The 18,657-nt window shown below is 67.0% G+C and carries 18 protein-coding genes; 13 read left to right on the forward strand and 5 right to left on the reverse strand.

What is annotated here, in order from left to right; all coding sequences use genetic code 11:
* Entirely contained in the window at window positions 1-99 is a 99-nt protein-coding gene (gene kdpF / locus VAR608DRAFT_RS14770) for a K(+)-transporting ATPase subunit F (protein WP_088954737.1), read from the reverse strand.
* A gap of 346 nt (window positions 100-445) precedes the next feature.
* Between kdpF and VAR608DRAFT_RS14775 the strand changes: the two genes are divergently transcribed.
* Together VAR608DRAFT_RS14775 and VAR608DRAFT_RS14780 are read left to right on the forward strand one after the other, a co-directional pair.
* On the forward strand, window positions 446-709 hold the full coding sequence (locus tag VAR608DRAFT_RS14775; RefSeq protein ID WP_088954738.1) for a hypothetical protein: 264 nt from the start codon (window positions 446-448) through the stop codon (window positions 707-709).
* A gap of 113 nt (window positions 710-822) precedes the next feature.
* Window positions 823-1,788 (forward strand): Bug family tripartite tricarboxylate transporter substrate binding protein, encoded by a 966-nt coding sequence (locus VAR608DRAFT_RS14780; protein ID WP_088954739.1) that lies wholly within the window; start codon window positions 823-825, stop codon window positions 1,786-1,788.
* 4 nt (window positions 1,789-1,792) lie between these two features.
* Here VAR608DRAFT_RS14780 and VAR608DRAFT_RS14785 read toward each other — a convergent pair whose 3' ends face one another.
* Window positions 1,793-2,554, reverse strand: coding sequence for an SDR family NAD(P)-dependent oxidoreductase (locus VAR608DRAFT_RS14785; protein WP_088954740.1), 762 nt, complete (start codon window positions 2,552-2,554; stop codon window positions 1,793-1,795).
* A 108-nt stretch (window positions 2,555-2,662) separates the two neighbouring features.
* On the opposite strand from VAR608DRAFT_RS14785, the gene VAR608DRAFT_RS14790 reads away from it, so the two are divergent.
* Window positions 2,663-3,274 carry an SOS response-associated peptidase family protein gene (locus tag VAR608DRAFT_RS14790; protein WP_088954741.1) on the forward strand — a complete coding sequence of 204 codons (612 nt, stop codon included), beginning with the start codon at window positions 2,663-2,665 and terminating at the stop codon, window positions 3,272-3,274.
* On the opposite strand, the gene VAR608DRAFT_RS14795 is transcribed toward VAR608DRAFT_RS14790, so the two are convergent.
* On the reverse strand, window positions 3,271-3,999 hold the full coding sequence (locus tag VAR608DRAFT_RS14795) for a Crp/Fnr family transcriptional regulator (protein WP_088954742.1): 729 nt from the start codon (window positions 3,997-3,999) through the stop codon (window positions 3,271-3,273). The genes VAR608DRAFT_RS14790 and VAR608DRAFT_RS14795 overlap by 4 nt on opposite strands.
* 85 nt (window positions 4,000-4,084) lie before the next feature.
* Here VAR608DRAFT_RS14795 and VAR608DRAFT_RS14800 point away from each other — a divergent pair, with 85 nt between their 5' ends.
* From VAR608DRAFT_RS14800 to VAR608DRAFT_RS14815, 4 genes are all read left to right on the forward strand, one after another.
* Window positions 4,085-6,061 (forward strand): AMP-dependent synthetase/ligase, encoded by a 1,977-nt coding sequence (locus VAR608DRAFT_RS14800; RefSeq protein WP_231973517.1) that lies wholly within the window; start codon window positions 4,085-4,087, stop codon window positions 6,059-6,061.
* The gene (locus VAR608DRAFT_RS14805; protein ID WP_088954744.1) at window positions 6,058-6,843 is read left to right on the forward strand and encodes an ABC transporter ATP-binding protein; all 786 of its coding nucleotides are present in this window, start codon (window positions 6,058-6,060) and stop codon (window positions 6,841-6,843) included. The genes VAR608DRAFT_RS14800 and VAR608DRAFT_RS14805 overlap by 4 nt, the downstream gene beginning before the upstream one ends.
* A 330-nt stretch (window positions 6,844-7,173) precedes the next feature.
* Window positions 7,174-8,103: a branched-chain amino acid ABC transporter permease gene (locus tag VAR608DRAFT_RS14810; RefSeq protein ID WP_088954745.1), complete on the forward strand. Its 930-nt coding sequence runs from the start codon at window positions 7,174-7,176 to the stop codon at window positions 8,101-8,103.
* Window positions 8,104-8,254: 151 nt separating this feature from the next.
* Window positions 8,255-9,319, forward strand: a complete 1,065-nt coding sequence (locus VAR608DRAFT_RS14815; RefSeq protein ID WP_088954746.1) for a branched-chain amino acid ABC transporter permease — start codon at window positions 8,255-8,257, stop codon at window positions 9,317-9,319.
* A 77-nt stretch (window positions 9,320-9,396) separates the two neighbouring features.
* On the opposite strand, the gene ltrA is transcribed toward VAR608DRAFT_RS14815, so the two are convergent.
* Window positions 9,397-10,905 (reverse strand): group II intron reverse transcriptase/maturase, encoded by a 1,509-nt coding sequence (gene ltrA, locus VAR608DRAFT_RS14820; RefSeq protein ID WP_231973458.1) that lies wholly within the window; start codon window positions 10,903-10,905, stop codon window positions 9,397-9,399.
* Window positions 10,906-11,307: 402 nt separating this feature from the next.
* On the opposite strand from ltrA, the gene VAR608DRAFT_RS14825 reads away from it, so the two are divergent.
* The 4 genes from VAR608DRAFT_RS14825 (at window position 11,308) to VAR608DRAFT_RS14840 (ending at window position 15,202) form a co-directional block, all read left to right on the forward strand.
* Window positions 11,308-12,624, forward strand: coding sequence for an ABC transporter substrate-binding protein (locus tag VAR608DRAFT_RS14825; RefSeq protein WP_088954747.1), 1,317 nt, complete (start codon window positions 11,308-11,310; stop codon window positions 12,622-12,624).
* 34 nt (window positions 12,625-12,658) lie between these two features.
* Window positions 12,659-13,471, forward strand: a complete 813-nt coding sequence (locus VAR608DRAFT_RS14830) for an ABC transporter ATP-binding protein (protein WP_088954748.1) — start codon at window positions 12,659-12,661, stop codon at window positions 13,469-13,471.
* Window positions 13,472-13,607: 136 nt separating this feature from the next.
* Window positions 13,608-14,855, forward strand: a complete 1,248-nt coding sequence (locus VAR608DRAFT_RS14835) for a phenylacetate--CoA ligase family protein (RefSeq protein ID WP_088954749.1) — start codon at window positions 13,608-13,610, stop codon at window positions 14,853-14,855.
* A 74-nt stretch (window positions 14,856-14,929) separates the two neighbouring features.
* Window positions 14,930-15,202, forward strand: a complete 273-nt coding sequence (locus tag VAR608DRAFT_RS14840; RefSeq protein WP_088954750.1) for a DUF2164 domain-containing protein — start codon at window positions 14,930-14,932, stop codon at window positions 15,200-15,202.
* 34 nt (window positions 15,203-15,236) lie between these two features.
* On the opposite strand, the gene VAR608DRAFT_RS14845 is transcribed toward VAR608DRAFT_RS14840, so the two are convergent.
* Window positions 15,237-16,322, reverse strand: a complete 1,086-nt coding sequence (locus VAR608DRAFT_RS14845; RefSeq protein ID WP_088954751.1) for a DnaJ C-terminal domain-containing protein — start codon at window positions 16,320-16,322, stop codon at window positions 15,237-15,239.
* An 83-nt stretch (window positions 16,323-16,405) separates the two neighbouring features.
* On the opposite strand from VAR608DRAFT_RS14845, the gene VAR608DRAFT_RS14850 reads away from it, so the two are divergent.
* Complete coding sequence (locus tag VAR608DRAFT_RS14850; protein ID WP_197700536.1) at window positions 16,406-17,275, forward strand: class D beta-lactamase; 870 nt, start codon at window positions 16,406-16,408, stop codon at window positions 17,273-17,275.
* A gap of 39 nt (window positions 17,276-17,314) precedes the next feature.
* Window positions 17,315-18,649, forward strand: coding sequence for a cytosine deaminase (locus VAR608DRAFT_RS14855; RefSeq protein WP_088954752.1), 1,335 nt, complete (start codon window positions 17,315-17,317; stop codon window positions 18,647-18,649).
* Window positions 18,650-18,657: the final 8 nt, after the last annotated feature.

The raw sequence follows: 18,657 nt of genomic DNA on the forward strand, positions 1-18,657 counted from the left end.
TCAGAACTCCTCGGCGCAGATGAGCGCGAACACGAGGTACGCGAACAGGACCACGGCGACGAGGGCGCCAAAGCCATAGAGGATGTCCAGGCTGATCACGGCCGTGCCCTCCGCGGCGTTTCGAGCCTGACGAGCCCGGCCACCATCGCCACCATGGCAGCCCAGAAAGCCGCCAGCGCAGCCAACCACACGATGTCCATTCGATTCACTCCTCTGTACAAGACATGGCCTGCAGTCTCGGCAGGCCGGCGTAAAAAGGGGGAACAGAGTCGATGCGGACCCGTAAAGAAGGCGTAAATGCGGCGCGCCATGCCGCCCGCGCGTTGCGTTTTTCACGCAAGCCGCCGCTTTTGCAAAGGCGTGCGCTGCAGTGTGATTTCGTTGATACCCCGCCTTCCGCAGGATGCGTAAAACCTCTTTCCGCGACCTGCGGAAAGGGAACATCATGGACAGCGAATCGATTGCACTCGTGGTCGACGAACCCATCGCCGGCCACTTCTACTGGGTGCTGCAGAAGCAGGACGGCGCCGACTGCAAGCCCATCGATGCGGCCGCGGGGCCGATGCCGACCTACGGCGCGGCCATGATGGCCGGCATCGAGGCGCTGCAGCGCCGTGCGGATGCGCGCGGCGCGGACCCCGGCGCAGCGCCGATCGTCACGGCCTACGTCGATCCCGAAGAGGACCTCGGCCCGCCCACCGTCCACTGAACTCGATTCGAGACGGCGGTCATCTCGAATCGAGAGCGCTCGGGCGGTCTCGTTGCGGCACACTCCGGCGCTTCGTGCGCCGGAACACGGCGCCAATTCAAGACGAGACACCCATGATCCGAAAGCTGCTCACCCTCTGCACGCTGGCGCTGGCCTTTGCCGCCACCGCACACGCCGACACCTATCCCGCGAAGCCCATCCGCCTGGTGGTGCCCTTCCCGCCCGGCGGCGGCACCGACATCCTGTCGCGGCTGGTGGCCAACAAGCTCACCGAAGCCAGCAAGTGGACCGTGGTGGCCGACAACCGCGCCGGCGCGGGCGGCACCATCGGCATCGCCGAAGCGGCGCGCGCCGCGCCTTCGGGCTACGAGATGGTCATGGGCCAGAAGGACAACCTGGTGGTCGCGCCCTGGCTCTACAAGAACCTGAGCTACGACCCGACCAGGGACCTCGTCGCCGTCGCGCATGTGGCCTACACGCCGGTCATCATCGTCACGCGCACCGAGTCGAAGTTCAAGACGCTGGCCGACGTGGTCACCGCCGCGCGCGCGCAGCCCGATGCGATCACCTATGGCTCGCCGGGCAACGGCACCACGATTCACCTCGCGGGCGAGATCTTCAAGAGCGCGGCCAACATCAAGCTGCGGCACGTGCCCTACAAGGGCTCGAACGCCGCGATGATGGATGTGCTCGCGGGCAACGTCGACCTGATGGTGTCCTCGGTGCCGTCGGCGATGGCCCAGATCAAGTCCGGCAAGCTGCGCCCGCTGGCAGTGACCTCGCTGCGCCGCAGCAGCTCGCTGCCCGACGTGCCGACCGTGGCCGAGCTGGGCTACAAGGACTTCGACGTCAGCACCTGGTATGGCCTGTTCATGCCGGCCGGCACGCCGAAGGACATCGTCGCCAAGGTCAACGCCGAGGTGAACAAGCTGCTGGCCACGCAGGAGATGAAGGACGCGATCATCGCCCAGGGTGCCGAGCCGCAGAGCATGACGCCCGAGCAGTTCGGCACGCTGCTCAAGAACGACTACCAGAAGTGGAAAGCCATCGTCCAGGCTTCCGGAGCCACGATCGAGTAAACCGTCAGGCCGGATCGCGCACGTCGGCGACCGGGTTGCTGCCGAAGTCGACGCGGTCCAGGTACTTCAGGACCTTGGCCGCGGCGGATTGCGGCGAATCGAGCATGCCATCGGCCTTGAGGCGCTCGAAGCGCACGCGGTCCGGGAACATGTCCGCTTCGCTTTGGCGCAGCTGGACCTGCATGTCGGTGTCGATCACGCCCGGCGCGAGCGACACGATCCTCGCGGCGCCCGGGCCTTTTTCTTCCAGGGCGACGGCTCGCGAGAAGTGGTCCATGCCGGCCTTCGCGGCGCAGTAGGGCGCCTGGCTGCCCATCGCGTGGCGGCCGAGTCCCGAAGAGATGTTGAGCACCTTGCGCTCGGCGCGCCACCCCTTGGTCGCGCCGAGGAACGCCGCCGTCAGAAGCATCGCCGACTCGAGGCCGACGCGCAGCGCCTGCGACAGCTCCGCAGGCACGGCTTCGGACAACGGGCGGATGCGCCCCACGGTGCCGGCGTTGTTGATCAGCGTCGCGCTGTCGAAAGACGCGGCGTCGAGCGTGGCGAGCCATGCCGAAAGCCGCTCGGCAGCGGCCACCGGCTCCGAGAGATCGAGCTCCCACTGGTCCAGTTCGGCGCCGGCCTCGCGGGCCCGCCTGGCGAGCTGGTCGTCGCTGCGGCGCGAGATGCACACGAGGCGCCGGCCCGGCTGCAGAAGCTGTTCGGCCATGGCGCGACCCAGGCCCCGGGAAGCGCCGGTGATGACGGTGAGGTGCGAAGAGGTCATGGCGGATTTCGTGAGAAAGGTCTTGCGGACGGGATTTGCCGTGCCTCTGATGGTATCGGCGTGCCGGCAGGCGCTGACTAGAATTGGCCCGCCTTTCCTCGACAGAACATGCCCACGCACTACCAAGCAGCGAGCGATCCCGGCCATTTCGCGCGGCGCTTCGGCATTTCCTTTCGGCCGCAGCCGTCGATGGTGGTGCAACCCGGCGAGCAGGGCCATTTCGTGCGCCGCCCGCGCGCCGACGCCAGCAGCCAGGTCCAGCTCGAACGCTTCGAGGTCGCGCCCGGACGCTGGGGCTTGATTCCGCTCTTCTCCAAGGACGGACAGGACCCCGAGACCTTCGAGGCGCGAAGCGAAACCGCCGCCGCCGAGCGCAATTTCTACCAGCCGTGGAAGCGCGGCCATCGCTGCGTGATCCTTGCGGATGCGCTCTTCCAGCATGGCGAGGAACCCGGTTCGGCGGTGCGCGTGTCGCGCTCCGACGGCGAGCCGCTCGCGCTGGCCGGTCTCTGGAACGGCTGGCGCGCACCGAACGGCGACTGCGTCGAAAGCTTCGCGCTGCTGACCTTCGGCATGCCCGAGCGCCCGGAACGGCGCCGCGCCGCGATGCTGCGCGATGCCTGGATCGACGACTGGCTCCACTGCCCCGTCGAAGAGACCGCCGCCTACCTGCGGCCCTACGCCGACGACAAGCTGGTGCGCGAAATCGTGCCGCGCTAGTTCCTCGTCCCGTTGGCGCGCAGCGCCGCGAGATCGAGCACCCGGAGCCCCCCATATTCCACCCGGATCGCGCCCTGCGCCTGCAGCGTGCGCAAGGCTTCGTTCACGCGCTGGCGCGACAGCCCGATCAGATAGGCCAGCTCCTGCTGCGTGATGCGCAGCAGTTGGCCGACACCCGGAAACAGCACCGGATTGAACAGCGCCGCCAGGTTGCGCGCCACCCGCGCATCGGGGTTGTTGAGCCGGTCCGCCTCGCGCGCCGCGATGAACTGGCCCAGGCGCTCGTTGAGCTGGTTCATCACGAAGCGGTTGAAGCCGATGGAGTGATCCAGCAGCCAGTGGAAGTCATCCACCGGCAGCCCCGCCACCACGCTGCGCCGCAGTGCCTGGATGTTGTAGCGGTACGGCTCGCGCTTGAGCGCCGTGCCTTCGCCGAACCAGCCGCCCGGCGGCAGGCCGCTGTAGGTCATCGAGGTGCCGTCGGCGTTGTCGTTGCTCATCTTGAGCAGGCCCTCGACGACGCCGAACCAGTAGGTCGGCGGCCGGCCGATGCGGCAGACGAGGTCGCCGGGCTCGGCCTCGCCGACCACCACCGCGGACTCGGCGCGGCGCCGTTCGATGGGCGTCAGCGTGTGCATCCAGGGGATGTTCTCGAGCTCTTCGGCGCTGGCCGGCCGCACGCGATCGCGGAGCTGGGAGGCGCCGCTTTCCTTGCCTTGGGGCATCGGGAAACTCCGGGGAGTAGTGTCCCTAGGATTGTCGTCGTAACGACAAGCTGGCGTCAAAGTTGGTTCTACAGTCCGCCCCATCGTGCAGACCACCACAGCCAACACCTTTCCCCGTTTGCTGCAAGGCCATGCCCAGCGGCAGCCTGAGGCGCCCGCCATGCGCGAGAAGGACCTCGGCATCTGGCAGACCTGGACCTGGTCGCAGGTCGCGCGCGACGTGCGCGAGATCGCCTGCGGGCTTGCGAGCCTGGGCTTCAAGGCCGGCGACAACCTCGCGATCGTCGGCGCCAACCGGCCGCATCTCTACATGGCGATGGTCGCGGCACAGAGCCTGCGCGGCGTGCCGGTGCCGCTCTACCAGGATGCGGTGGCGGGCGAGATGGTCTTCATGCTCGAAGACGCCGCGGTCGAATTCGTGATCGCCGAAGACCAGGAGCAGGTGGACAAGCTGCTGGAATGCCGCGACATCCAGAAGGACAAGGGTGCTGCGATCCGCCACATCGTCTATGACGACCCGCGCGGGCTGCGCAACTACGACCAGCCCGGACTGATGAGCTACCAGAAGCTCTGCGAGCTCGGCCGCGCATGGGACGCGGCGAACCCCGGCGCCTTCGAAGCCGCGGTGGCCTCGGGCGAGCCGTCCGACGTCGCGGTGATCCTCTACACCTCGGGCACCACCGGCCGCCCCAAGGGCGTGTGCCAGACGCATGCGAGCTTCATCGCGGCAGGCCGCGGCGGCGTCGAGACCGACAGGCTCGGCCCCGGCGACGACATCATGAGCTATCTGCCGATGGCCTGGGTCGGCGACCACCTGTTCTCGGTCGCGCAGTGGCTGGTCGGCGGCTTCACGCTCAACTGCCCGGAGTCGTCCGAGACGGTGATGAACGACATGCGCGAGATCGGCCCGAGCTACTACTTCGGCCCGCCGCGCACCTTCGAAGGCCTGCTCACGGCGGTGTCGATCCGCATGGAAGACGCCGCCGCGCCCAAGCGCTGGCTCTATGCGAAGTTCATGGCGCTCGCGCGCCGCGTGGGCGCCGACATCCTGAACGGCGCGCAGGTGAGCCTCGGCGACCGGCTGCTCTACAAGCTCGGCGACTTGGCTGTCTACGGTCCGCTGCGCAACGTGCTGGGCATGAGCCGCATCCGCGTGGCCTACACGGCAGGCGCGGCGATCGGGCCCGACCTGTTCCGCTTCTACCGCTCGATCGGCGTCAACCTCAAGCAGTTCTACGGCCAGACCGAGACCTGCGCCTATGTGTGCCTGCAGCAGGACGGCAAGGTCAAGTTGCAGACCGTGGGCAGCGCGGCGCCGGGCATCGAGCTCAAGATCGCGCCGGACGGCGAAGTGCTGGTGCGCGGCGTCTCGGTGCTCAAGGAGTACTACAAGCGCCCCGATGCGACCGCCGAGGTGCTCGATGCCGAGGGCTTCTTCCACACCGGCGACGCCGGCGTGCTCGACGCCGAAGGGCACCTGCGCATCATCGACCGCGCGACGGACGTGGGCCGCATGGCCGCGCCGCAGGGCCGGGCCGCCGGCGCGATGTTCGCGCCCAACTACATCGAGAACAAGCTCAAGTTCTTCCCGCAGATCAAGGAAGCGGTGTGCTTCGGCCACGAGCGCGACGAAGTCTGCGCCTTCATCAACATCGATTACGAGGCCGTGGGCAACTGGGCCGAGCGGCGCGGGCTGCCGTACGGCGGCTATGTCGATCTCGCGGGCAAGCCCGAGGTGCTGGCGCTGGTGGCCGACTGCATCGGGAAGGTCAACGCCGATCTCGCGGCCGAGGAAGGCATGGCCGACACCCAGATCGCGCGTTTCCTCGTCCTGCACAAGGAGCTGGACCCGGATGACGACGAGCTGACGCGCACGCGCAAGGTTCGGCGCGGCTTCATCGCAGGCAAGTATGCGGTGCTGGTGGATGCACTCTACGGTGGCAAGAAAGAGCAGTTCGTCGAGACGCAGGTGAAGTTCGAGGATGGGCGCACCGGCGCCGTGAGCGCGACCTTGAAGATCGTCGAGGCCAAGCGCTTCGCGCCGATGAAGGCTGCAGCATGAGCGCGAGAAGGATTGGCGACGTCATCCTCGACGTGCAGAACATTTCGCTCAGCTTCGGCGGCGTGAAGGCGCTCACCGACATCAGCTTCAACGTCCGCGAACATGAAGTGCGCGCGATCATCGGCCCCAACGGCGCGGGCAAGAGCTCGATGCTCAACTGCATCAATGGCGTCTACCAGCCGCAGCAGGGCTCGATCACCTTTCGCGGCCAGCACTTCAGGCACATGAACTCGCGCCAGGTCGCCGAGATGGGCGTGGCGCGCACCTTCCAGAACCTCGCGCTCTTCAAGGGCATGAGCGTGCTCGACAACATCATGACCGGCCGCAACCTCAAGATGAAGAGCGGCCTGCTCGCGCAGGCGCTGCGCTGGGGCCCGGCCGAGCGCGAGGAATTGGCGCACCGCGAGTTCGTCGAGCGCATCATCGACTTCCTCGAGATCCAGTTGCACCGCAAGACGCCGGTGGGGCGCCTGCCCTACGGCCTGCAGAAGCGCGTCGACCTCGGCCGCGCGCTCGCGATGGAGCCGCAGGTGCTGCTGCTCGACGAGCCGATGGCCGGCATGAACGTCGAGGAGAAGCAGGACATGAGCCGCTTCATCCTCGACGTGAATGACGAGTTCGGCACCACCATCGTGCTGATCGAGCACGACATGGGCGTGGTGATGGACATCTCCGACCGCGTGGTGGTGCTCGACTACGGCAAGAAGATCGGCGATGGGACGCCCCATGAAGTGCGCAGCAATCCGGATGTGATCCGCGCTTATCTTGGAACGGAGCACTAGGAATGACGCTCGCTCCCATCAATTGCGGGTTCGACGGGCGGGGGCGGGATCGCACGGACGGCGTACTCTGCTCCGCGAATGTCCCCCGGCCTTCGGCCTCCTCCTTTATTTCGCTGCGCAGAGCACACCATCGTCGCGATCCGTCACGGCCGTGGTTGACCGGCGGGCAGAGCACGGCGCTTCCCGTGGGGAGGATGCAGGGTGGTCCTCGCAGCGAAATAAAGGAGGAGGCGAAGCCGGGGGACATTCGCGGAGGGGACCACCCTGCGTCCTCCCCACGCACCCCGAACGCATCACCGCGTTTTCCAACAAACGCCACGGAGCACTGACATGGGCTTCTTCCTCGAAACCCTCTTCGGCGGCCTGATGGTCGGCATGCTGTATTCGCTGATCGCGATCGGCTTCGTGCTGATCTACAAGGCCTCGGGCGTCTTCAACTTCGCGCAGGGCGCGATGGTGCTGTTCGCGGCGCTGGCGATGGCGCGCTTCGCGGAATGGATCCCGCACTGGCTGGGCTTCGAAAGCCAGATCCTCGCCAACCTGCTGGCCTTCTTCGCGGCGATGGCGGTGATGATCGCAGTGGCATGGCTCATCGAGCGGCTGGTGCTCGGCAAGCTGGTCAACCAGGAAGGCATCACGCTGCTCATGGCGACGCTGGGCATCGCCTATTTCCTCGATGGCCTCGGCCAGTCGATCTTCGGCAACGACATCTACAAGATCGACGTCGGCATGCCCAAGGAGCCGCTGATGGTGCTGGAGAGCGTCTTCCAGGGCGGGCTGCTGCTGAGCCAGGAGGACCTGATCGCCGCGCTGGTCGCCGCCGCGCTGGTGGTGGTGCTGGCGCTCTTCTTCCAGAAGACCTCGACCGGCCGCGCGCTGCGCGCGGTGGCGGACGACCATCAAGCCGCGCAGTCGATCGGCATTCCGCTCAGCCGCATCTGGGTCATCGTGTGGTCGGTCGCGGGCTTCGCGGCGCTGGTGGCCGGGATCATCTGGGGATCGAAGCTCGGCGTGCAGTTCTCGCTCTCGCTGGTGGCGCTGAAGGCGCTGCCGGTGGTGATCCTCGGCGGGCTCACATCGATCCCGGGCGCGATCGTCGGCGGGCTGCTGATCGGTGTCGGCGAGAAGCTGTCGGAGATCTATCTCGGGCCGATGCTCGGCGGCGGGATCGAGATCTGGTTCGCCTACGTGCTGGCGCTTGTCTTCCTGCTGGTTCGCCCGCAGGGTCTGTTCGGCGAAAAAATCATCGATCGAGTCTAGCGATGTTGTTCACCCCCAGCCTCACCCACTTCGTGTGGTTCGGACACCCCCTCTCCGGGGGCAATCCCAGCGGCCCGGCAAAGCCGGTTCCGCGGGATTCCTGGCATCGGTGGTTCCATGCTCAAGCGTTGCGGCGTGATGGAGCACGTAGATGATCTATAGAGAGAATGGCCAGTTCAAGTCGACCTACCGCGCCGACCAGCAGATCTTCCCGATCCGGCAGGACCGCATCGCGATCCTCGTGCTGCTGGTGTTCGCCTTCGCGGTGGTGCCGGCGATCGCGTCGGACTACTGGTTCCGCGCGATCCTGATTCCCTTCTTGATCCTTTCGCTCGCCGCGCTCGGACTCAACATCCTCGTCGGCTATTGCGGGCAGATCTCGCTGGGCACCGGCGCGTTCATGGCGGTGGGTGCCTACGCGGCCTACAACTTCCACGTGCGCATCGACGGCATGCCGCTGATCTTCTCGCTGCTGCTCGGCGGGCTGTGCTCGACCGCGGTCGGCGTGCTGTTCGGCATTCCGAGCCTGCGTATCAAGGGCTTGTATCTCGCGGTGGCGACCTTGGCCGCGCAGTTCTTCATCGACTGGGCGTTCCTGCGCATCAACTGGCTCACGAACAACTCTTCGTCGGGCTCCGTGTCGGTGTCCGGGCTCAACCTGTTCGGCCTTCCGGTCGAAACGGCCGAACAGAAGTATCTGCTGTGCCTGACGCTGCTGGCCGTCTTCGCGCTGCTGGCGAAGAACCTCGTGCGCAGCGCCATCGGCCGCGAGTGGATGGCGATGCGCGACATGGACGTGGCGGCCGCCGTCATCGGCATCCGGCCGGTGTACGCCAAGCTCTCGGCCTTCGCGGTGAGTTCGTTCATCGTCGGCGTGGCGGGCGCGCTCTGGGGCTTCGTGCACCTGGGCACCTGGGAGCCGGCCGCGTTCAACATCGACCGCTCGTTCCAGCTTCTGTTCATGGTGATCATCGGCGGGCTTGGCTCGATCATGGGCAGCTTCTTCGGCGCCGCCTTCATCGTGCTGCTGCCGATCCTGCTCAACAACCTGCCGGGATGGTTCGGGCTGCCCGTCTCGACCGCGTTCCAGTCGCACCTCGAATTCATGATCTTCGGCGCGCTGATCGTGTTCTTCCTGATCGTCGAGCCGCACGGGCTGGCACGCCTTTGGTCCACCGCCAAAGAGAAGCTGCGCCTCTGGCCCTTCCCGCATTGATCTCGTTCGCAAAACCCCCAGTCAGAGTAGGAATGTCAGTCACCCAACACCCCCTCCACAGATCCGTACGTGCGGAGCTACCGCATACGGCTCCTGCCTTGGGTCATGACGATCAGACGCTGGTTCGGGTAGGGGTGGCAGATGTTCGGGACAGGCAGCCAGTGCGCCATCAAGCGATACATGCGTCGCCAAGGCAGGTCGTGGCTCTGGCTGCGGCGGCACAGCGTGCGATGCCACAGCCCGACGACCTGATGGCGGAATGTCCTCAGCCGCGCGCCGTTGCACGGCACGCCGAAGTAGCGCGCATGCCCAGTCACCACCGCCCGCAGGTACTGGCCCTGCTCCGGGATGGGTTGGTGCATGCGCCTTCTGAGTTCGAGCTTGATCACCTGCAGCTTGGCTCGCAGGCGTTTGGCACTGGTGAGTCGCAGGACCATGAACTTGCCCTTTCGGGTCGTCCCGCAGCAATGCGTGAACCCCAGGAAGTCGAAGGTCTGCGGCTTGCCTTGTCCCTTGCGGCGTCGGTTCTCGTGGGCGAAGCGCCCGAACTCGATCAGCCGCGTCTTCTCGGGATGCAGCTTCAACCCGAACTGGCCCAGCCGCTCGGCCACCGCGCGCTGGAAGCGCTCGGCGTCATCACGGAACTGGAACCCCGCAACCCAATCGTCGGCGTAGCGCACGACGATCACGTCACCCCGGGCATGGCGCCCCCTCCACTGCTTCACCCACAGGTCCAACGCATAGTGCAGGTAGATGTTGGCCAGCAGCGGACTGATGCTCCCGCCCTGAACCGTCCCCAACTCACCTTGCGTGAGCCTGCCGTCCTCCAGCACGCCCGCGTGCAGCCATTTCTTGATCAGCCGCACCACGCGCGTGTCAGCCACGCGATGTTCGATGAACTTCACCAGCCAGTCCCTTTCGATCGTGTCGAAGAACTTGGCGATGTCCGCATCGAGTATCCAGTTCACCTTCCTTGCGCCCACACCCACCGCCACGGCATCCAGCGCGTTGTGCGCGCTGCGCCCGGGCCTGAAGCCGTAGCTGAACCCGAGGAAGTCCTGCTCGTAGATGGCGTTCAACACTTCGACCGTGGCACGCTGGACGAGCTTGTCCTCCAGCGCCGGCACGCCCAGCGGGCGCTTGCTGCCGTCGGCCTTGTCGATGTACACCCTCTTCACAGGCTGGGGCCGGTAGCCCCCTCGGGCCAGCCGCTCGGACAACTCCAGGAGATTGCCCTCCAGGTCCTGTCCGTACGTCTGCCAGGTCTGGCCGTCCACCCCGGCGGCCGCGTCGCGCTTGAGCGCGAGGTAAGCCGCCCGCAGGCGTTCGACCGCGTAGATGTGATGCAGCAGTCCCGTGAACCTCGCATCACGACGGCCCTTTGCCGTCTGTCGTATGCCATCGAGCGCGGTTCCCATGTCATAGACCCGCACCGATCTGCGGGACATGCGCGCCGCGATGGCATTTCCCTTGGCCTGCCGCCTTCCCTCCACCACCTCCGCCGCCGCAGGAGCTTCCCCCGCAGCCTTGTTCGGCAGCTTCTTCGGTACTACGCAGCAGTCCGACTTCCCGCGCCTGTGGCTCATCGTCGTACGCCCTTGGGCTTCACGATGCGCTCTGCAGCCAGCGCTTCCCAGCGCTGCGCAGAAGGACGCGGGATCTCCCGGTTCCCGAACAAAGTGCTTGCGTGCGTGCTCGGGGTCTTTGACCGCGCGGGGTCCGCCTCTGCCTCGCCAATGCGGCAGCGACGGTGTGACCTTCGGCATTCTCCTACTGCCTCGGCACCCCGGACCACCCGCAGCTGTCGCCACGGGGCATGTATTACGCGGCTCGATACCCGGCCCGCTCGTCCCCCTATCAACGCTTCGCCCACACCCTCGCGGATGTGCACGCATGACTCGGGGCCGCCGTAGCTGGCTAAGCCTTCAACGTATGAAACTTTCATTCACAACACTTTGCCGGTTTTGACCGGCGCACAGGAGACTGGCATGAAACTGAAATCGCTCGCCCTGGCCGCGGCACTGACCGCCGCATCGCTCGCACCCGCGCTCGCGCAGGCACAGGCCAAGGAGCAGTTCTTCCCGCTGCTGGTCTACCGCACCGGGCCGTACGCGCCCAACGGCACGCCATGGGCCAACGGCAAACAGGACTACATCAAGCTCATCAATGCGACCGGCGGCATCAACGGCGTGAAGATCAGCTACGAGGAATGCGAGACCGGCTACGCGACCGACAAGGGCGTCGAGTGCTATGAGCGCCTCAAGGACAAGGGCGCGACGCTGATCGATCCGCAGGCCACCGGCATCACCTTCGCGCTGACCGACAAGGCGCCAGCCGACAAGATCCCGCTCCTGACGCTGGGCTACGGCCTCTCGGCCTCTCAGGACGGCAATGTCTTCAAGTGGAACTTCCCGCTCATGGGCAGCTACTGGACCGCCGCCGACATCCTGATCCAGCACATCGCGAAGAAGGAAGGCGGCGCCGACAAGCTCAAGGGCAAGAAGATCACGCTGGTCTATCACGACTCGCCGTTCGGCAAGGAGCCGATCCCGCTGTTGCAGGAACGCGCGAAGATGAACGGCTTCGAGCTCACACTGATCCCGGTGGCGGCACCGGGCATCGAGCAGAAGTCGGCCTGGCTGCAGGTGCGCCAGCAACGGCCCGACTACGTTCTGCTGTGGGGCTGGGGCGTGATGAACTCGACCGCGCTCAAGGAGGCGGTCGCCACCGGCTACCCGCGCGAGAAGATGTACGGCGTGTGGTGGGCCGGCGCCGAGCCGGACGTGAAGGACGTCGGCGCCAATGCCAAGGGCTACAACGCGCTCGCGCTCAACACCTCGGGCACCGAGCCGAAGGTGATCCAGGACATCCTCAAGAACGTGCACGACAAGGGCCAGGGCAGCGGTCCGCGCGACGAGGTCGGCTCGGTGCTCTACACGCGCGGCGTGATCATCCAGATGCTCGGCATCGAGGCGGTGCGGCGCGCGCAGGAGCGCTTCGGCAAGGGCAAGGTCATGAACGGCGAGCAGGTGCGCTGGGGTCTGGAGAACCTCGCGCTCGACCAGAAGAAGCTCGATGCGCTGGGCTTCGCGGGCGTGCTGCGCCCGATCAGCACCTCGTGCCAGGACCACATGGGTTCGAGCTGGGCGCGCATCGAGACCTGGGACGGCAGCAAATGGAACGTGGGCGCGGACTGGTACCAGGCGGATGAGCAGATCATCAGGCCGATGGTGAAGGCGGCCGGCGAGAAGTACGCGGGCGAGAAGAAACTCAATCGCCGCGACGCATCGGACTGCGGCGCCTGACGAGTTCCAGCGAGAGAACGCACTTCGGAACACCATGAGCGAACGCAAGGTCCTTCTCGACGTCAACGGCATCGAGGTCATCTACAACCACGTGATCCTCGTGCTCAAGGGCGTGTCGCTCACGGTGCCCGAAGGCGGCATCGTGGCACTGCTCGGCGGCAACGGCGCGGGCAAGACGACCACGCTGCGCGCGGTGTCGAACCTCTTGGCGGGCGAGCGCGGCGCGGTGACCAAGGGCACGATCGAGCTGCGCGGCGAGCGCATCGAGGCGCTCTCGCCGGCCGAGCTGGTCAAGCGCGGCCTGATCCAGGTGATGGAAGGCCGGCACTGCTTCGCCCACCTGTCGATCGAGGACAACCTGATGACCGGCGCCTACACCCGCAGCGACGGCAAGGCCGCAGTGGCCGAGACGCTGGAGAAGGTCTACGCCTACTTCCCGCGCCTGAAGACGCGGCGCAGCTCGCAGGCCGCCTACACCTCGGGCGGCGAGCAGCAGATGTGCGCGATCGGCCGCGCGCTGATGGCGAACCCGAGCATGGTGCTGCTCGACGAGCCCTCGATGGGCCTCGCGCCGCAGATCGTGGAGGAAGTCTTCAGCATCGTGAAGGACTTGAACGAGAAGGAGCGCGTGACCTTCCTGCTCGCCGAGCAGAACACCAACATGGCGCTGCGCTATGCCGACTACGGCTACATCCTCGAGAACGGCCGCATCGTGATGGACGGCGAGGCGCAGAGCCTGCGCGAGAACGAGGATGTCAAGGAGTTCTATCTTGGCGTCGGAGGCGCGGACCGCAAGAGTTTCCGCGACGTCAAGAGCTACAAGCGAAGGAAACGGTGGCTGGCGTAATGACACCACCCCCAGCCTCGCCCACTTCGTGTGGCTCTGCACCCCCTTCGAGGGGGCAACACCGGCGGCCCGGCAAAGCCGGTTCCGCGGTGTTTCCCGCCTTGAGCTGTGCGGCATTGAAAGGGAGCAACGGTTCATGACGGACTACTACGACGCACTCGAAGTGCGAGACCCGAAGGAGCGCGAGCGCGATCTGTTCGCGGCGCTGCCCAGGCAGATCTTGCAGGCGCAGACGGCGGCACCCGCGTTCGCGCGATTGCTGGATGGCGTGAAGCCGGCCGATATCACGAGCCGCGAGGCGCTCGCAAAGCTGCCGGTCACGCGCAAGTCGGAGTTGCTGGCCTTGCAGAAGGAACGCCGCGCGAGCGACCCGTTCGGCGGCTTCTCGGCGATCCGCTTCGGCTCGCGCATGACGCGCGTGTTCGCGAGTCCCGGCACCATCTACGAGCCCGAAGGCGAGGCGCGCGACTACTGGCGCACAGCACGCGCCCTCTACGCGGCTGGCTTCCGCGGCGGCGAGCTGGTGCACAACTGCTTCAGCTATCACATGACGCCCGCCGGATCGATCATGGAAAGCGGTGCGCGCGCGCTCGGCTGCACCGTGTTCGCGGGCGGCACCGGGCAGACCGAGCAGCAGGTCGAGGCCATCGTCGACCTCAAGCCGGCAGGCTATGCAGGCACGCCGAGCTTCCTGAAGATCATCATCGAGAAGGCGGCGGAAAAGGGCGTCGCGCTGCCCTCGCTCACCAAGGCGCTGGTGTCGGGCGAGGCCTTTCCGCCGAGCCTGCGCGACTGGATCGCCGAGCGCGGCGTGACGGGCATGCAGTGCTACGCGACCGCCGACCTGGGGCTGATCGCGTATGAAACTTCCGCACGCGAAGGGCTGGTGCTCGACGAAGGCGTGATCGTGGAGATCGTGCGTCCCGGCACCGGCGACCCGGTGCCCGAAGGCGAGGTCGGCGAGATCGTCGTCACCACGCTCAACCCCGACTACCCGCTGGTCCGCTTCGGCACCGGCGATCTCTCGGCAGTGTTGCCGGGCCAATGCCCCACGGGCCGCACCAACACGCGCATCAAGGGCTGGCTCGGCCGCGCCGACCAGACGACGAAGGTGCGCGGCATGTTCGTCCACCCGGGCCAGGTCGCGGAGATCGCGCGGCGCTTTCCGCAAGTGCAGCGCGCGCGGCTGGTGGTCGAAGGCGAGATGGCGAACGACCGCATGACGCTGAAGCTCGAATGCCCTGCTGCGCCTGAAGGGCTCGCAGAGCGTATCGGCGAGGTGATCCGCGAAGTGACCAAGCTGCGTGGCGGCGTCGAGTTCGTCGCGCAAGGCAGCCTGCCCAATGACGGCAAGGTGATCGAGGATCTGCGTTCCTACCGTTGACGCGGCGCGGCCCGGCAGAATGCCGGGCGGATCTTCAACGAGCAGCCCGCCCTCAACCGGGTGGCATCACCACCATGACCATCGAGCTGAACAAGGAAGCCCGCCAGGAGGCGATCGCTTCGATCGAGCGCTACTTCCGCGAGAACATGGACGAACCCATCGGCAACATCGCCGCGGGCGCCCTGCTCGGCTTCTTCCTCGAAGAGATCGGCCCGGCGATCTACAACAAGGCGGTGGCCGACGTGCAGGAGCGGCTTCAGGCCCGGGTGATGGAGCTGGACATCGAGGTGCACGAGGACGAGTTCCAATACTGGCGCAAGTACGACAAGGCCCGCGGACGGAAGTGACGGGCATCGTGCCGCGCGCACGTGCCCCTCTCGATCACTGTTCTCTCGAAGCGCGCCCTGCGCCGCGCTCCCAGGCGCGCTGCTGGCGGCTCCATGCGGCGAGCCGCTTGTCGATGGGCTCGCCGTCCGCACCCGACGCGCTCGCGATGAGATGGTCGAGCAGATGCGCCTGTTCGGCGCTCAATGTTTCCGGAAAGATGGGCTTCACGATGACGACGTGGTCTGCGTTCGCACCACGCCGCGTGGCCGGAAAGCCCAGCCCCGGCAGGCTGTAGCTCAGGCGGTCGCGACGCAGCGCCACCGGCTTCAGGCCCACGAGCGTGGGCACCTCGATCGTCCGCTGGGCGATCCACGCGAAGCCGTCGACCGGGACCTCGCAGCGGATCGTGCCGTCTTCGTCGAGCTCGAAGAATTCGTGCGCGAGCAGTTCGACGCGGATCTCGAGATCGGCCGGCGGCGGGTTTCCGCGCGCGCGGCGTCCGTCCACATGCAGCAGATCGCCCTGCCGCACGCCCGGCGGAATGCGCACCTTGAGCTGGTAGGTGCGCGTGTGCGTGCCGGCGCCGTTGCAGTCGGGGCAGGTGCGCTGCGCGATGCCGCCGCCGTGGCAGGCGGCGCATTCGGTCATGCCGCCGGGCCAGCCGAAGAAGTTGCGCTTCGGGATCGCGCCCGATCCGCCGCAATGGGCGCAATTGCCGCCGAGCACCTGGTGCCCGGCGCCGTCGCAGGTGGCGCAGGCCATCGTCATGCGGCCGCGCAACGCCTTGATACAACCTGCTGCGGCTTCCTCGAGGGAAAGCTTGACTTTTCGCTGGATCGGGCGGCGGCGAGGCTGAACGGATTCTTCCTCGGCATCGTGCCGGGCCGCGTCGCGATCCGGCGCATCCGCCTCGTCGGCGCGGCCTTCGTCGGCCGCCGGCGTTTCGGGCCGCGCGCGGAATCCCGCATTGCGGATTTCCTCGAAGGCCCGGTTGATGCGTTGCATGCGCGCCACCGCGTCGGCGCTGGTGTTGCGATCCGGGTGCCACTGCGACACGAGGCGCCGCCAGGCGGCCTTGACTTCACGCTCGGTGGCGTCGGAGCCCAGTCCCAGTTCGGAAAAAGCGTTATCGGTGCTCAATTTGGATCCTCGCTCGGTCGGCGAGAATTATCCCTGAGCGCATCCCGCCGGAAGCGCCGGACCCGAGGCCCCAGGCCGCCAACATGAACATCAAGAAGACTCTCCGCATTTCCTCCCTTGCCCTCGTGGCCGCGCTGATCGGCCCGTGGACGGGCACCACGGCTGCCACGGAAGCGCCCTCCTTCAACGAAAGCTTCAAGGGCTTCGACGCCTGTTTCCTGCTCTACGACGTGAACGCGAAGAAGCTCGTCGCCGAATACAACCCCGGCGGCCGCTGCAAGCAGCGCATCGCGCCCGACTCGACCTTCAAGGTGCCGCTGTCGCTGATGGCCTTCAACGAGAAGCTCATCGAGCCGCAGACCGTCTTCAAATGGAACGGCCAGAAATACGAGCGGTCCGAACTCAACCGCGACCAGACGCCGCGAAGCTGGCTGCAGGATTCGGTGGTGTGGGTGTCGCAGGACGTCGCGCCTTCGCTGGGCTATGCGCGCATCGGCAAGTACCTCGACGACTTCAGGTACGGCAATCTCGACTTCACGGGCGACATCGGCAAGAACAACGGCCTGACCAATGCCTGGCTGAGCAGCAGCCTGCAGATCTCGGCCTACGAGCAGCTCGAATTCCTGAAGGCGATGGAAGCGCACCAGCTCCCGGTCTCGCGCGAGGCCATCGACCAGACCCGCCAGAACATGGCGCTCGGCAAGCTCGAGAACGGCGCCGACATCTACGGCAAGACCGGCGCGGGGCGCCACCGCATGCGCGCCACCGACCGGGCGCCGGGCAAGCTGCGCGACGGCTGGTTCGTCGGCTTCGTCGAAGGCAGCGGCGAGCACTACATCTTCGTCGGCAACCTCACCGACCGCCAGGCACCGGCCGCGGACGATCACGCGGCAGGCAGCCAGGTCCTGAAGCCGATCGTGATGCGCATCCTCAACGACCGCACGGCGCACTGAGCGCGGGGGTGCGGGCATGGTCCTTGCGGCACGCTACCGATGACCCACGCGTTCTTCCAGCCGCCGGCCGTCTCCCGCTACGCCCTGCGCAACCTGCGGGCGCCCCGCTGCATCGTTCAGGCCGAACTGCCGGGTGATGCGGCCGGCGACCTGCTCGCCATCGACCTGCTGGTGGACGACGGGCGCATCGCCGCCATCGATGCCGCGGGCCGCATGCCCGCGGAACTCGGCCCGGACCTCGACGCATCGATGCTGCTGCCGGGCATGGTCGATTGCCACACGCATCTCGACAAGGGCCACATCTGGCCGCGCCAGGCCAACCCGACCGGCGACGGCGCCGGCGCGTCGGCCGCCACGATGCGCGACCGCACCGCGCGCTGGAATGCGGACGACGTGCGCCGCCGCATGGAATTCGGCCTTTCGACCGCCTACGCCAAGGGCGTGGTCGCGATCCGCACGCACCTGGATTCGCTGGCGCCGCAGGCGTCGATCTCGTTCCCGGTGTTTCGCGAAGTGCGCGAGCGCTGGGCGGGGCGCATCGAGCTGCAGGTGTCGTCGATCGCGCCGCTCGACATCTTCCTCGGGGACGAGGGCCGCCAGCTCGCCGACATCGTGGCCGAGAGCGGCGGCCGGCTCGGCTGCGTCACGCGCTCGGGCCGCTTCCCGGGCGAGACGATGCCGCCGGACATGGACGAGGCGCTGGTGCGCGTATTCCGCCTCGCGGCGGAGCGCGGGCTCGACCTCGACCTGCACGTGGACGAATCGACCGATCCGCGCGCGCGTGCGCTGATCCGCGTCGCGCGGACCGCGGTCGCCGAGGACTTCGCGGGCCGCATCCTCTGCGGCCACTGCACCTCGCTCGCGCTGCAGACCGACGAATTCATCCTGGAAACGCTCGATGCGTGCCGGGATGCCGGCATCGACATCGTGAGCCTGCCGACGGTCAACATGTACCTGCAGGACCGCAGCCCGGCCGGTCGCACCCCGCGCTGGCGCGGCGTGACCCTGCTGCACGAGATGAAGGCCCACGGCCTGCGCGTGGCGGTGGCGGGCGACAACTGCCGCGATCCCTTCTACGCCTGGGGCGACCACGACATGCTCGACACCTTCACGCAGGCGGTGAAGATCCTGCACCTGGACCATCCGCTCGGCGACTGGATCCGCGCCGCCACCGAGACGCCGGCCGCGATCATGGGTATCGACCGGGGCGTGCTGAAGGCGGGCGCCCGCGCGGACTTCCTCGTGCTCAAGGCGCGCAACTACTCCGAGATGCTGTCGCGCACGCAGTTCGACCGCACGGTCGTTCGCTCGGGCCGGGCCATCGACACCACCTTGCCGGACTACCGGCTGCTCGACGATCTGATGGCAAGCTGATCACGGAT

The sequence above is a fragment of the Variovorax sp. HW608 genome, assembly GCF_900090195.1.
Classification (GTDB): Bacteria; Pseudomonadota; Gammaproteobacteria; order Burkholderiales; family Burkholderiaceae_C; genus Variovorax.